15 protein-coding genes and 1 pseudogene are annotated in these 13,250 nt (G+C 39.8%); 11 read left to right on the top strand and 5 right to left on the bottom strand.

Translation table 11 applies throughout. From position 1 onward, the window contains the following. The first annotated feature begins 131 nt into the window (after window positions 1-131). The 3 genes from FIU87_RS13700 (at window position 132) to FIU87_RS13690 (ending at window position 3,469) form a co-directional block, all read left to right on the top strand. Window positions 132-398, top strand: a complete 267-nt coding sequence (locus FIU87_RS13700) for a phosphocarrier protein HPr (RefSeq protein WP_152445107.1) — start codon at window positions 132-134, stop codon at window positions 396-398. Next, a complete protein-coding gene (gene ptsP / locus FIU87_RS13695; RefSeq protein ID WP_152445106.1) occupies window positions 398-2,116 on the top strand; it encodes a phosphoenolpyruvate--protein phosphotransferase in 1,719 nt (572 codons plus the stop codon). Before FIU87_RS13700 ends, ptsP begins: the two co-directional genes overlap by 1 nt. Window positions 2,117-2,242: 126 nt before the next feature. Then, on the top strand, window positions 2,243-3,469 hold the full coding sequence (locus FIU87_RS13690) for an aminopeptidase (protein WP_152445105.1): 1,227 nt from the start codon (window positions 2,243-2,245) through the stop codon (window positions 3,467-3,469). Window positions 3,470-3,620: 151 nt separating this feature from the next. Here the strand turns inward: FIU87_RS13690 and FIU87_RS13685 are convergent, their stop codons facing one another. The 3 genes from FIU87_RS13685 to FIU87_RS13675 all read right to left on the bottom strand — a co-directional run bounded on the left by FIU87_RS13685 (window position 3,621) and on the right by FIU87_RS13675 (window position 5,526). After that, window positions 3,621-4,031 (bottom strand): hypothetical protein, encoded by a 411-nt coding sequence (locus tag FIU87_RS13685; protein ID WP_152445104.1) that lies wholly within the window; start codon window positions 4,029-4,031, stop codon window positions 3,621-3,623. Then, window positions 4,032-4,217 carry a hypothetical protein gene (locus FIU87_RS21275; protein ID WP_152445103.1) on the bottom strand — a complete coding sequence of 62 codons (186 nt, stop codon included), beginning with the start codon at window positions 4,215-4,217 and terminating at the stop codon, window positions 4,032-4,034. It abuts the gene before it with no gap. Window positions 4,218-4,353: 136 nt separating this feature from the next. After that, the gene (locus FIU87_RS13675; protein ID WP_152445102.1) at window positions 4,354-5,526 is read right to left on the bottom strand and encodes an oxalate decarboxylase family bicupin; all 1,173 of its coding nucleotides are present in this window, start codon (window positions 5,524-5,526) and stop codon (window positions 4,354-4,356) included. Between the two features lie 95 nt (window positions 5,527-5,621). On the opposite strand from FIU87_RS13675, the pseudogene FIU87_RS21425 reads away from it, so the two are divergent. The 8 genes and pseudogenes from FIU87_RS21425 to FIU87_RS13640 form a co-directional block, all read left to right on the top strand. After that, a pseudogene (locus tag FIU87_RS21425) lies at window positions 5,622-6,071 on the top strand (GNAT family N-acetyltransferase); the annotation flags it as partial. Further along, window positions 6,054-6,533: an aminoglycoside 6'-N-acetyltransferase gene (gene aac(6'), locus FIU87_RS21420; protein ID WP_301538672.1), complete on the top strand. Its 480-nt coding sequence runs from the start codon at window positions 6,054-6,056 to the stop codon at window positions 6,531-6,533. The pseudogene FIU87_RS21425 and the gene aac(6'), both read left to right, overlap by 18 nt. A gap of 12 nt (window positions 6,534-6,545) precedes the next feature. Next, window positions 6,546-7,298, top strand: a complete 753-nt coding sequence (locus FIU87_RS13665) for a class I SAM-dependent methyltransferase (protein ID WP_152445100.1) — start codon at window positions 6,546-6,548, stop codon at window positions 7,296-7,298. A 12-nt stretch (window positions 7,299-7,310) separates the two neighbouring features. Further along, window positions 7,311-7,745, top strand: a complete 435-nt coding sequence (locus tag FIU87_RS13660; protein WP_152445099.1) for an NUDIX hydrolase — start codon at window positions 7,311-7,313, stop codon at window positions 7,743-7,745. 101 nt (window positions 7,746-7,846) lie between these two features. Beyond that, the gene (locus FIU87_RS13655; RefSeq protein ID WP_152445098.1) at window positions 7,847-8,713 is read left to right on the top strand and encodes an AraC family transcriptional regulator; all 867 of its coding nucleotides are present in this window, start codon (window positions 7,847-7,849) and stop codon (window positions 8,711-8,713) included. 60 nt (window positions 8,714-8,773) lie between these two features. Further along, a complete protein-coding gene (locus FIU87_RS13650; RefSeq protein ID WP_152445097.1) occupies window positions 8,774-9,019 on the top strand; it encodes a cytoplasmic protein in 246 nt (81 codons plus the stop codon). 315 nt (window positions 9,020-9,334) lie between these two features. Further along, window positions 9,335-9,643, top strand: a complete 309-nt coding sequence (locus tag FIU87_RS13645; RefSeq protein ID WP_152445096.1) for a DUF5658 family protein — start codon at window positions 9,335-9,337, stop codon at window positions 9,641-9,643. A 53-nt stretch (window positions 9,644-9,696) separates the two neighbouring features. Then, a complete protein-coding gene (locus FIU87_RS13640) occupies window positions 9,697-10,281 on the top strand; it encodes a hypothetical protein (RefSeq protein WP_152445095.1) in 585 nt (194 codons plus the stop codon). A gap of 1 nt (window position 10,282) precedes the next feature. Here the strand turns inward: FIU87_RS13640 and FIU87_RS13635 are convergent, their stop codons facing one another. Together FIU87_RS13635 and FIU87_RS13630 are read right to left on the bottom strand one after the other, a co-directional pair. Next, window positions 10,283-11,104, bottom strand: a complete 822-nt coding sequence (locus FIU87_RS13635; protein WP_152445094.1) for a YqhG family protein — start codon at window positions 11,102-11,104, stop codon at window positions 10,283-10,285. Next, the gene (locus tag FIU87_RS13630) at window positions 11,082-12,779 is read right to left on the bottom strand and encodes a DEAD/DEAH box helicase (protein ID WP_152445093.1); all 1,698 of its coding nucleotides are present in this window, start codon (window positions 12,777-12,779) and stop codon (window positions 11,082-11,084) included. The genes FIU87_RS13635 and FIU87_RS13630 overlap by 23 nt, the downstream gene beginning before the upstream one ends. Window positions 12,780-13,250 lie beyond the last annotated feature (471 nt).

The following is a 13,250-nucleotide window of genomic DNA, read 5'->3' as shown; positions in this document are numbered from 1 at the left end:
GGTATAGAAGAATAGTTCTATAGCTGAATGCTCTCTACATAATTTTTCGATTGCCCATAGGTTGAAACCTGGGAAAAATCCTTGTAGATTATGTATTACCAAATAACACAATTCAAAGGAGCTTGATTACAATGGCAGAAAAAACGTTTAAAGTAACAGCAGATTCAGGAATTCACGCACGTCCAGCAACTCAATTGGTACAAACAGCAGGAAAATTCGATGCAGATGTGAACCTTGAATATAACGGAAAGTCAGTAAATTTAAAGTCCATCATGGGTGTAATGTCTCTAGGAATTCCACAAGGAGCAGAAATCAAAATTGTGACACAAGGTTCTGACGAAGCGGAAGCTTTAAATGCAGTAGAAGAAACTTTGAAATCAGAAGGGTTAGGGGAATAATGTCAAACAAGATTCAAGGCATCGCTGCTTCTAGCGGGATTGCAATCGCAAAAGCATACCGTCTTGAAAACCCTGAACTAACAGTGGAAAAAAAGACAGTAGACAATGCTTCTGCTGAAGTAGAGAGATTTGAAAATGCAGTAGAAAAATCAAAAAATGAATTGGAAAAAATAAAAGAGCACGCACACAAAGAGTTAGGTGCCGATAAAGCAGAGATTTTTTCTGCTCACCTTCTCGTATTAAGTGATCCTGAGCTTTTAAATCCAATCAAAGATAAAATTAATAATGATAATGTAAACGCTGAATTTGCTCTTGATGAAACAGCTTCTATGTTTATCAATATGTTTGAGCAAATGGACAATGAGTATATGAAAGAGCGAGCAGCAGATATTCGAGATGTCACCAAGCGGGTACTTGCTCATCTTTTAGGAGTTTCTGTTTCAAACCCTGCACTTATTGCAGAAGAAGTAATCATTATTGCAGAAGATTTGACACCTTCTGATACAGCTCAGCTTAACCGTCAGTTTGTAAAAGCATTTACAACAGATATTGGGGGGCGCACTTCACACTCCGCAATCATGGCACGTTCTATGGAGATTCCAGCTGTTGTTGGGACAAAAAATGTCATGGAAGAAATCCAAAACGATACGATGGTTATTGTTGATGGCTTAGATGGAGAAGTAATTGTCGATCCAACAGATGATGAAATTGCTTTCTACCAAGAAAAACAACAAAAATTTGAAGAGCAGAAAAAAGAGTGGGCGAAGCTCGTTAATGAGAAAAGCCTTTCTTCTGATGGTCATGAGGTCGAGCTTGCAGCAAATATCGGTACCCCTAAAGACGTAAAAGGCGTTCTCGCTAATGGTGGAGAAGGTGTTGGTCTTTACCGTACGGAATTTCTTTACATGGGTAGAACCGAACTTCCCACTGAAGAGGAGCAATATAAAGCATACAAAGAAGTGCTTGAGCGCATGGAAGGGAAGCCTGTAGTGGTTCGTACACTAGATATCGGAGGAGACAAAGAACTTCCTTATCTAGATCTTCCAAAAGAAATGAATCCATTCCTAGGCTACCGTGCGATTCGCCTTTGCCTAGAACAGCAGGATATTTTCCGGACACAGCTACGTGCTCTATTGCGTGCAAGCTCTTATGGTAACTTGAAAATCATGTTCCCGATGATTGCCACTTTAGATGAATTCCGTCAGGCAAAAGCTATTCTTTTAGAAGAAAAAGAAAAGCTTGTTAATGAAGGTACAAAAGTGAATGAACATATCGAAATCGGAATTATGGTGGAAATCCCATCTACAGCTGTGATGGCCGATATGTTTGCCAAAGAAGTGGATTTCTTTAGCATCGGTACAAATGATTTAATTCAATACACAATGGCTGCAGATCGTATGAACGAGCAAGTTTCTTACTTGTATCAGCCATACAATCCAGCAATTCTTCGATTGATTGACAACGTTATTCAAGCAGCTCACAAAAACGGCAAATGGGCAGGAATGTGTGGAGAAATGGCTGGCGATCCAATCGCGATTCCAATTCTTCTTGGACTTGGCTTGGACGAATTCAGTATGAGCGCAACGTCTATCCTCCCAGCAAGAAGTCAATTACGTGGCATCTCAAAAGAAGAGGCAGCGTCCTATCGTGAAGAAATTTTGAGTATGGGTACGGCTGAAGAAGTAGTGGCCTTTGTCAAAGAAAAATTTAATGTGTAAGAATTGATTTTCCGACCTCCCTAAAAGCAGGGAGGTCGTTTTTTGCGTTAGAGTAAATTTCATTTGTATATCCCCCCCTTTACGTATGCTACAATGAACGCATACTTAAAAAGGGGGCAGGAAGAGATGATACAAGAAAATTTAATAAAGTACGCAGAACTGGCTGTAAAGGTTGGGGTCAATCTACAGCCCAATCAACCTCTAGTCATGAATGCACCAATAACAGCAGCACCTTTCGTTCGTGAAGTTGCAAAAATTGCATATAGTATCGGCGCAAAATATGTACATACAGAATGGAATGACGAGAAGTTATCAAAAATTACACTCGAGGATGCATCCGAGGCATCACTAGAATCTGTGCGTGATTGGAAGGTACGGGGGATGGAAGAGATGGCGGAAGAAGGAGCTGCATTTCTCTCCATCGTTGCATCCAACCCAGACCTACTAAAAGACGTGGACCAAAATAGAGTGGCCATTGCTAACAAAGCTCAAGCAAAAGCGATGCAAAAATATCGTAAATATACCCAAACCGCTAAGGTGAGCTGGGCCATTGTTTCCGTTCCTTCAGAAGAATGGGCAGCCAAGCTTTATCCAGGGCTATCTACAGAAACGCAGGTCCATGCACTTTGGGAAAATATTTTTGCGGTGACAAGAATTAACGAAGAGGATCCAGTTGCAGCCTGGAACAAGCATATTGAATCCTTACAACAAAAGCTCCACGTACTAAATACAAAAAAATATAAAAAACTTCACTATCAAGCACCTGGAACAGACCTTACGATAGAGCTCCCCTTAGAACAGGTTTGGTTAGGTGGAGGTTTAAACAATGAAGAGGGAACGTATTTTGTTCCAAACCTCCCAACGGAGGAAGTCTTTACACTTCCGGTTAAAACCGGAGTAAACGGTGTCGTTTCCTCGACTAAACCATTAAATTTGAACGGTAATCTTGTGGAGAATTTTAGCTTCACCTTCAAAGATGGGAAAGTCACCGAATTCCAGGCGGAACAAGGATATGACGTGCTGAAAAAGCTTCTAGAAACAGATGAAGGTTCTCTCTATCTTGGAGAAGTGGCGCTTGTACCAAACAGCTCTCCTGTTTCCAAACAAGATGTTATTTTCTACAACACCCTGTTTGATGAAAATGCTTCTTGTCATTTGGCGTTAGGCTCTGCTTATCCTATTTGTCTCGAGGGTGGTGCAGCTCTTTCAAAAGAAGAGCTCGAAGCAAAAGGGGTCAACACGAGTATGATTCATGTGGACTTTATGATTGGCTCAGAGGAGTTAAACATCACAGCTGAAACAAAGGATGGAACGAAAGAGGCCATTTTCGTGAATGGTGAGTGGGCAATCTAACTTTTTTGGCAGAGGACATTTCTTTTTTGTAACGCTGCGTTCGTGCTAAAAGTTGATTTATTACTAATAAATTAGGCTGCCAAAAAAATGACAGCCTAATTGTTATTTTTTTTATTCAACTATCCCCCGTTTGTTGAAATAAGGTTTCCCTTTATATACCTTTTAAATTATGTTCAAATAAAGTATCTATTTTCTGGTCAAACACTTCATAATCACTTTTTCTAATATATATGATACAGAATTTATCTGTATACAATGACTCTGGCGGATATTGAAATTCTGTTTCTGCAAATATCCTTGTTAGCTCTTCCATTATTTTTTCTTTATTTGAATAACCATAAATGAGATAGATACTTCCGCCATCTACCTCATATTGTTTTTCATCTGAACCAGAAATGGAAAATAAATTGGAATATTCTTCTCTCTCCTTTAATTTAATTCCTGCCTCTTCAAATTCATCAATTATAGGTTTTACCACTGTTTCTTGAAGTGTATTAGAACTACAAGCTGAAAGGAATAAGATTGGAAAAATCAAGATAAAGAAATAAAATATTTTAAGCATTTATAACTCCTCTTCTCCCATAAATCTTCCCGTTGTTAAACAGGAAATATGTTCACATAATGACATCGCTAATCTAGATAACCTAAGTGTATCAAACATTTCCAAATTCGGTAATAAATTTCCTTTAATGATCAAGTCTTTAATAGTAACGTCACTATCTAATTGTTCTTTTGTTAATCGACCCATTCCTAATGCTTTTAAAAGGCCAGTTTACTAACACGCAGACTTACTATCAACAATAAATACTAACACAGCTTTTTGTAAAAAAAAGAAACTCCTCTGCTTTTTCTTTTGGTAAAATAAAAGATAGAATTTTCCAAACTTAATTTGGTTTAAATGTATATGGCGGGTATTTGACAACGGGTTCCTTTTCTTTTCTAATACTTTTGGCAAAAGAGGAACTTACATCAACATTGCTTTCCACTATTTGAGCGGGAGTTAGTGCCATCCATTGGGCAAGCGAGACATCTTCAAAGCGGTCACTTTTGAACATTTCTAAAAACCAAACGGTGTCTTCACCAGTGTTTTGAATATAGTGACCTGTTGCAAAAGGCACATAGCCAACATCGCCCGCTTGATAATCAAAGGTTCTTGCTGTCCCATTACCAAGGAATACAGTCATCCGTGCTTTTCCAGTCAGATAGTACTGCCATTCATCGTTATTCGGGTGCCAGTGCAGCTCACGCATGCCTCCTGGTTTTACCTCGACTAAGGCTGCAGCGACCGATTTGGAAATCTTAAAAACGCTAGAATCTACAATCCTTACAGAACCACCAGAAAACTCCAATGGTGGTTGTTTCAGCAGCTCATATTTGAATGAAAGTGGCACTTCTCCGTTTGGTGAAGAAACCTTCTGTGTTTTTAACGGTCCAGGTACTTCTGCTTGGTAAATGTAACGTTGGCTTTTTGGACGATTACGAAACGTGCTTTCCGGCACCCCAAAATTGGCTGAAAGAACTTCCACTGGTGTATGTGCTAACCAATCGGAAATCGATAAGGTGCTCAAGTCGGAAAAATCGCCGCTATCAAAAACAAGTAGAAATTCACATTGCTCCAAGCCTTGAATAGAGTGAGGAATACCTGGTGGGAAGTACCAAAGATCACCAGGACCGACATCTGCGATGAAGTTTTTACCATCTTGGTCCACTGCTGTAATTCTTGCTCGACCAAGAATCATATACGCCCACTCGGCTTCTTTATGCCAATGTAGCTCCCGAACGCCTCCTGCAGTTAGGCTCATGTTGACACCTGAAAGCGTGGTGGCGATTGGCAGTTCTCTGACATTAATCTCCCTGGACCAGCCGCCATGCTTTAGGATCATGGAGGTATCAGAAAAGGAAAAGCGCAAATTGGGAACAATACCGGCATCAGTTTTTGGGGGAACAAGCAAATCAGGGTTTTGAAGATCGCGCATGACGTTTCTTGGCCCATCATCCGGTGCACCTGCGCCATCCCTTCTTATTGGTTGAGGAATTCTTGGGTCTTGAGAAGTCATGATCATTCATCCTTTTCAAATTATTTACGCTAAATATACAGTATGAAATATTACAATTATGTAGTACCAGATAGAAAGCAAAGGGGATAGTTTCAATGGGAGAAATCATTTCACTACAACCAATTACAGAACAGAATTGGAAAAAAGCTATTAATCTTAAAGTTACAGAGGAGCAAGAGGATTTTGTTGCATCCAATCTTTACTCTATCGCGCAATCAAAATTTATGCCTGACTTTCATTCGATGGGTATTTTTGCTGGAGAAAATATGGTTGGTTATTCCTTATATGGGGTGGATCCCGATGATGGAAACTACTGGATTTATCGTCTGATGATTGATCAGGATTTCCAAGGCAAAGGGTATGGAAGAAAGGCATTACAAAAGGTGTTGGAGGATATCCAACATGATAATACGGGACGGAATATTCCATTTGTGGTGCTAGGCTTTAATCCAAAAAATGAAGTGGCAAAGCAGTTATATTTGAAGGAAGGATTTGTGCAAACGGAAATGGCATCATGGGGGGAGCAACTGGCACAGCTTGAACTAGAAAGGACCATAGAAGGAGTAACGCCGATTGTTTATGCAACAAACAATCATCAAAAATATTACATAAAATTAGGACAAGCTCTTTGGCCGGAAAGCTCCACAGTGGAATTAGAGCAGTCCTTTAATGAAATCATGGCCTCAGATAGAGACCGCATATTATTCTACCAGGTAGAAGAAGAATTGGTCGGGTTTATGCATCTTTCTATCCGAATTGACTATGTGGAAGGGACTGAAGCTAGCCCAACCGGCTTCATCGAAGGAGTGTACGTAAAAGAAGCGCATAGGAGAAAAGGATACTCCCAACAGCTTTTAGAAACAGGGGAAGCATGGCTAAAGAAAAAGGGCTGCCAACAAATCGGCTCAGACATTCATTTAGATAATGAGATAAGCTACCATTTTCATAAAAGTCTTGGATTTAAAGAGGCTAGTAGGTTGATTGCTTTTATTAAGGATATAGAGTAAGGAGAGAATTATTTGAATCAGATCATAACAAGTAACCAAAAAAGCTGGGATTTGGTAGCGCATTACTTTAACGGAGTGGATGCATTGCCAAGCTATGGGCCATTTTCACAAACAGAAGATGAACTAAATCTCCTTGATGATTTACGGGGAAAACGAGTGTTAGAAATTGGATTTGGAAGTGGACACTCGTTGAAATATATGAAGGAAATGAAAAAAGTAGGAGAAATATGGGGTGTAGACCTGTCACTAGAGCAAAAACAAACAGCAGAAAAACTGTTGGCAAATTACAATCCTCATTTGTATACTGCCCCAATGGAGGAGGAAATTGAACTACCAAAGCAGTATTTTGATACCGTCTTTTCCATTTATGCATTAGGCTGGACGACTGACTTAACCAAAACGCTGCAGCTTATCTATTCTTATTTGAAGCCTGGAGGAAGCTTTTTATTTAGTTGGGATCACCCGTTGTATCCTTATCTAAAAAGTGAAGAAGGTATCATAACCTTAGAAGGGTCTTATCAAATAGAAGGTGTACAGCGTTTTGAAAAGTTTAAGGGTGAGGATGCACCGATGGTTATCCATACTCGAAAGCTGAGCACATACATAAACGAACTAATTCAAGCAGGTTTTATGATTGAAAAAGTAGTGGAAAGTGAAGTGGGGCAGCGGTATCAACATGAAGAAGCTCCATTATCAGATCGCTATTATTCTTTACAAAAGGTAAAAAGGTTTCCTTCTACTCTTATAATCAAGGCGAGAAAATAAAGGAGGTATCTTATGTTTTTGATTAACGTCGAAGCAGCCTTGTATCGAGGAGATAAATGGCTGATGATTAAACGTAGTTCAAAAGAGGAGCATGCTGGAGGAACGCTTTCCTTTGTTGGAGGTACGGTGGATCACGAAGGCGCAAGCTCGGATATTTTGGAACGAACGCTAAGGCGTGAGTTGTATGAAGAAGTCGGTGTGACAGCAGGAGAAACAATGACCTATGTCAGAAATACTTCCTTTGTTTTACCCGATGGTAGAGAAGTGGTAGATATCATTTTCCTTTGTGAATGGAAGGAAGGAGAACCCTATCCAAAAAGTGAAGACGAGGTAGATGCGGTTTTCTGGATGAAAACAGAAGAACTTCTCTCAAATCCACAAATAGAGATATGGCTGCGAGAAGGGTTGATTGCAGCGGAGAAGCTAAAATTTAGAGTCCTAAAATAATGACCGAAAACCTTTTACGAGTAAAACCTGCCACAAAAGAGCATTTCCGAACAGGTCAAGTGAAAAGTAGGCTGGTAAGATGAATATAAGGAGTGAGGCATATGGCAATGGTAGAATCCATCCAAAGAGCAATCGCATTTATAGAGAATAACATCCTTGAAGACTTATCCATAGGGAAAATTGCACAGGAAGCTAATTTTTCTTCATTTCATTTTCAACGCGCCTTTGCGTTGTTAACGGATGTTTCCGTGGGTGAGTATATAAGGCGGCGCAGACTTTCTCTCGCAGCACAGGACCTCTTATCAACAGACGATAAAATCATCGACATTGCTTTTAAGTATGGTTATGACACTCCAGAAGCTTTCACCAAAGCGTTTCGCCGTCAGCATGGGACCTCACCATCTGATGTGCGAAGGTTTGAAGGAAAGCTACAAACCTATAATCGCCTGGTTATCCAGGTAACCTTGAAAGGGGCAGAGCCAATGAAGTACAGTGTGGTAAACAAAGATGCGTTTAGAGTAGTTGGAGTGAAGAGGACATATTCGCTTGGCAATGGAGAAAACATGGCGGAGATTCCAAAGCTGTGGCAGGAAGTGAATGAAAATGGAATCACTGAAAAGCTAGTGGATATGAACAATGGATTGATCAAAGGTATTCTAGGAGTTTGTGGTGCTACTACTGAGGAAATGCGCACAAAAAACCTAATGGACTATTGGGTTGCAGCAGCATCATCAGAAGATCCACCCGAAGGTATGGAAGAGTTAGAGATTCCTGCAACAAAGTGGGCAGTGTTTGAGGTACATGGTGCGATGCCACATGCCATGCAAGATAAATGGAAGCAAATCTTCTCTGAGTGGTTCCCATCCAATTCTTATGAGCATGCCGGAACACCAGATTTTGAATGGTATGGAGACGGAAATCCAAACAGTGAGGATTATTATTCGGAGATTTGGATTCCGGTGAAATAATGTATCGACAGAGCAGGCGGTGATGCTGCTCTGTTTTTAACTGTTTAATGGGAGGTTTATATGGAAAACAAAATAATTATGGCTCATCAATACAGTAGCCATCATCGAAAAACCATGGAATTCAGCAATTTATGTGGGTGTTTTTTCTGTACAGAAATTTATCATCCTAGTGCGATTGAGGAGTGGATTGACAATGGTCAAACTGCACTTTGCCCGAAGTGTGGGATAGATGCCGTGATAGCGGAAAGTGTGGAGTTTCCAATTTCAGAAGAGTTTTTGATAAAAATGAAGGAATATTGGTTTTGATTTTATGAAAAAAGTAGCTGTGATGGCTACTTTTTTTATTTTAGAGGGTTTTTAGAGTAGAAAGGCTAAAAAATACAGGTTATCGAGGGGAAACTTTGGCCATAATTTATGCTATACCAAAAGTTCGTGCCGTTTTGAGTAAAGTTGATGCCAAAATGGCCCGAGTTCGTGCGGAAATGACCTGAGTTCGTGCCAAAACACCCCTGAGTTCATGCCGTTCCCTTTTTTATCCCAAATAAAGAACGCTTTGTTGCTAATAATGAACGAATATTATATAATTGTTCTTAAATAAGAACAAACGAGGTGCCGCCCCGTATGCCTACCATAAAAAAACTACTGCTAATCCTTCTAGCGCTAAATCTATTTGACGGAGCGGCAACCTATATCGGTCTACACTTCCAACTCATCGAAGAAAGCAACCCTCTGATGCAAACCCTCTATGACCTCAACCCCATAATATTTCTCACTTTTAAAGTTAGTATTTCATTTTTACTATTCTGGTTTATCATGAGCAAGCAACTGCTGCAATCCATGTTGCTTAAAGCAGTTAGCATTGTTGCGGTGACAAGCTATACATTCGTAAGCATATTGCATATTTATTGGATTTATCATTATTTTTCTTGAACAGTGAAACTTTCTTTCGTCACCTAACGTAATAAGCAAAAAGGGGGATGAAAATGGAAGAAAATTCAATAGGACAGTTAAGAAGAAAACAATTATTGTTTATTAATTTGGCATTAGGTATTATCTTTTTTATAATCCCAGTGTTCGCTGTATTTGAAATAAAACTATTTTATCTTACTTTATTTAGTTTAGTAGTATTACTAGTTACCTTTGTGGAGCAGATAACTAAAGTAAGCTTTTTGGACAAATTTTTTCCTTTTATGAAGGCAATTGAGGAACATGAGAAGGAGAAACTAGGAATCGCTGAACATAAAAAACAGAAAAGAGTAGTTATTATTAGTGAAGTAGTAGTAATTTTTGTGCTGATGCTGCAGGTAGAATCAATGTACCATCAGGCGGTAGTGATGGATTTTCCCATGGCAGTTTTTATCCTCATCACCTTATTAGTATTAGGTTTAGTGATTAATATCGCCCATTTCCTTCGAGTTCGCAAAATTGATCGTGCTCCTTCACCTGAAAACCTTAAAGGATATACTATGAAAAGCCTTGCTGTGCAAATAAGTGTTGGAGTAATAATTGGTTTTTTACTTACTGTAGGTATCATAACTTGGGCCATACATAGCAGTGCACAGTGGTAGGCTACTTCCCACTGTGCAGATTGCCAATAAAAGCAGGACTTAAATAAAACAGCCCTCCATTAATAATATTCACATGAATTTTCGGCTCATATTGCTCCTGCAAGGCTTTCATTTCTGTTTCATAGGATTCTGGTTTTTCATCATCATCTTCATAAAAATGTTGAAGCAGCCTTAAGTCTTGATCCCATCTTTTCCGAGCATCCTCTGCCCACTGATGATCCTGGCTTGCGATAAATCCATTCACATAGTGCTCAAGCCTAGATAGTCCACTTGCTGGCATAATAATCGGTGTCATCGTAAAGCAGAAATCTGGGATTTTTGGTGTGAGCGTTACCCTGCCAACTTCCTCTTGAAAATTTTCTACAATTGCCCCAGTGATGAGATGAATACCAAGGGACATGATGACATCCTTTTTCCTGTCACATTGATAGCTAACCTTCATATTCACATTGAGCCAGGGGTGAAGCGGAACGTGTCCACTACTACCGTTTTGAGTAGGCAAGTTTTCATACAACCGAATATAGCCGGCCAGATTTTTCGCTGACTCGAAGATTTGGTGCATTCGGGGTGAGCCGAAATGCACATGATCCCCATTTAAATCCTCTGGTGCTTGGTTGCTGTCTGTAATTAGTGTCATTTGCTTAGGGTTTGGCTCGCCGCCTGTTTTTTCAAGGTAATGCCAATAAAACGGACGGTTCATCAATTCCTTGTCCATTTCAATTGTCAGCTGTACAGCTAGGTGGCTGTTCGTATTTTCAATGATTTCACAGTTATTGGCTGTAAAATATCGCTCCAGAAATCTATGAATTTCCCGCTGCTGCATGAGGTTCATCCTCCTTTTTCATCTGATCGGCAAATTCGATAATAGAGGAAAGGTTCTCCATTTTAATTTTCATTTCTCCCTCAGACTTGGAATGAAGCATAATGTCTTGAATGTGCTCTTCAAGATTTTTAATTTCCATTTTAGTTAAAATATCATCAAGTTCGCCAATAACCCGTTCGAACAGATTTATTTTTTCATACAGAAGCTTTAAGATATGCTCTTCTACCGTGTTGCTGGTTGCAAAGTTGTAAATATTTACGTCACGCTCTTGACCCAGGCGGTGGATACGACCAATCCGCTGTTCGAGCCTCATCGGGTTCCATGGCAGGTCATAGTTGATGATATGATTACAGAATTGTAGGTTGATTCCTTCTCCACCAGCTTCTGTAGCAATCAGTACCTGCACATGATTTTTGAAAAGCTCTCGCATCCAATCCTTTTTTCCTCGTTTAAAGCCTCCGCGGAAGGGCACAGAGTTAATGCCATTTTGCTTTAAAAACCATTGCAGATACATTTGAGTGGCACGATATTCCGTGAAGATAATGACCTTATCATTCACTTTTTGGATTAGCTCAAGCACTTTTTCCGCTTTAGAATTTCTACCAACTTGATCAATCTTTTCAAAAATAGTTAATAACCCACGAGAAGGCTGGTAGTGTGGATTTTCCTTTTGCTTTCGTTCAATCATATTCTTGACGGTGTAATAAACGGCTTCTCTGCTACTACAAGCCTCTCGTTGAAGTGTCATGATGGAAAACTGACTGGTAATGGGAACAAGCGGGTCCGTTTTTAGATCATTGATGGCATTATACAAAGCTTGTTCCTCTTTTGAAAATTCAATAATGCAGGATTCCACATTGCGTTTTGGCCACTCAATTCCAGTGTCTCCACGGCGATTTCGAATCATTACCTTGTTAACGAGCTCTCTTAAATACTCATCGTTCTCAAGCTTTCGGTCCTTTGCTCGGAAGACTTCCATAAAGTTGCTCTCGCTGCCAAGATGCCCTGGTTTTAATAAGGAAACAAGGTTAAATATTTCAGCGACTTTGTTTTGAATCGGAGTAGCTGTTAAAAGCAGACAAAACTTCTTTTTCAAATTCTGTACAAACTCATAGTTTTTGGTTTTACTGTTTTTAAGTTTATGAGCCTCATCAATAATCACCATGTCATACTCTAGGCTATTTACTATCTCCTTGTGGGGACTGCGTTTTGCTGTATCAATGGAAGAGACTACTACATCGCATTGCTCCCATACATAGCTTTTACGCTGGGCAATGGCAGGAATATAGAATTTTTGATTTAATTCCATTGCCCACTGAGAAACGAGGGAAGCAGGTACAAGAATAAGGACTTTTTTTACTAATCCGCGAATCATGTACTCTTTCAAAATTAATCCAGCTTCGATGGTTTTCCCAAGCCCCACTTCATCGGCAAGGATGGCTTTCCCGTTCATCTCTTCTACTACATTTCGGGCCACCTCAAGCTGATGTGGCAGGGGAGTAAGCTGGGGAAGATGCCCTGGTGCAAGCAAGCCTTCAAATTCAGGGATACTGAGGTGCTTTTCCACTTCAAGTGCTAATTTGAATAGTTCGTAGTTTGCCCATGGTCCATCATCGGCCATTCTTTTCAGCAATTCTCCTTGCCATTCCGTATCAAATACAATCTCTACATTCATCACTCTGCATCCTTTCTGAGGCATCCATTTATTGTTTATGTAAAAGGATAGCGTTTTCATTAGAAAATATTGAGAAAAACCTTTGTGAAAGCCGAACATTTAGCTATATAAAAATAATAATGATAAGCGTTTTTATATTGCCAGATTCCATTATGTAATGGTAGGATAATAGTGTGCTTTGCGTGGTCATTCAACCATAGTCTTTTCGGTTTATTTTAAGAAGAAAAGGTATAAAGAATATTACTGTAAATATTCAAACGGAAAAAGCAGCGTCCAGCTCCACGCGCCTGCGACTAGCAAACTTCCCTCGCCTCCTTACGATAAGGCAACACGAAAAAGCTTGCGCTCTTCGTGTTTTCTTTATCTCATACGGCTCAGTGCCACGAAAAGTGAAGCGGCTCGTTCAGCTCCGACAAGCATAAGACAGCTTTTTGCAGGAGGCTGTTCTTGCCTCCGGAGGAAAGATGGCTT

The organism is Bacillus sp. THAF10 (genome assembly GCF_009363695.1).
Classification (GTDB): Bacteria; Bacillota; Bacilli; order Bacillales; family Bacillaceae_I; genus Sutcliffiella_A.
Note: the sequence above shows the minus strand (reverse complement) of the source record. Positions and strands in the feature narration are given on the sequence as shown.

Excerpts from the sequence above, each read along its gene's own strand:
- FIU87_RS13700 (WP_152445107.1), top strand. The coding sequence starts at position 132 with ATGGCAGAAAAAACGTTTAAAGTAACAGCAGATTCAGGAATTCACGCA.
- FIU87_RS13685 (WP_152445104.1), bottom strand. The coding sequence starts at position 4,031 with ATGCTTAAAATATTTTATTTCTTTATCTTGATTTTTCCAATCTTATTC.
- ptsP (WP_152445106.1), top strand. The coding sequence starts at position 398 with ATGTCAAACAAGATTCAAGGCATCGCTGCTTCTAGCGGGATTGCAATC.
- FIU87_RS13675 (WP_152445102.1), bottom strand. The coding sequence starts at position 5,526 with ATGACTTCTCAAGACCCAAGAATTCCTCAACCAATAAGAAGGGATGGC.
- FIU87_RS13650 (WP_152445097.1), top strand. The coding sequence starts at position 8,774 with ATGGAAAACAAAATAATTATGGCTCATCAATACAGTAGCCATCATCGA.
- FIU87_RS13635 (WP_152445094.1), bottom strand. The coding sequence starts at position 11,104 with ATGCAGCAGCGGGAAATTCATAGATTTCTGGAGCGATATTTTACAGCC.
- FIU87_RS13640 (WP_152445095.1), top strand. The coding sequence starts at position 9,697 with ATGGAAGAAAATTCAATAGGACAGTTAAGAAGAAAACAATTATTGTTT.
- FIU87_RS21275 (WP_152445103.1), bottom strand. The coding sequence starts at position 4,217 with ATGGGTCGATTAACAAAAGAACAATTAGATAGTGACGTTACTATTAAA.
- FIU87_RS13655 (WP_152445098.1), top strand. The coding sequence starts at position 7,847 with ATGGCAATGGTAGAATCCATCCAAAGAGCAATCGCATTTATAGAGAAT.
- FIU87_RS13645 (WP_152445096.1), top strand. The coding sequence starts at position 9,335 with ATGCCTACCATAAAAAAACTACTGCTAATCCTTCTAGCGCTAAATCTA.
- FIU87_RS13660 (WP_152445099.1), top strand. The coding sequence starts at position 7,311 with ATGTTTTTGATTAACGTCGAAGCAGCCTTGTATCGAGGAGATAAATGG.
- FIU87_RS13630 (WP_152445093.1), bottom strand. The coding sequence starts at position 12,779 with ATGAATGTAGAGATTGTATTTGATACGGAATGGCAAGGAGAATTGCTG.
- FIU87_RS13690 (WP_152445105.1), top strand. The coding sequence starts at position 2,243 with ATGATACAAGAAAATTTAATAAAGTACGCAGAACTGGCTGTAAAGGTT.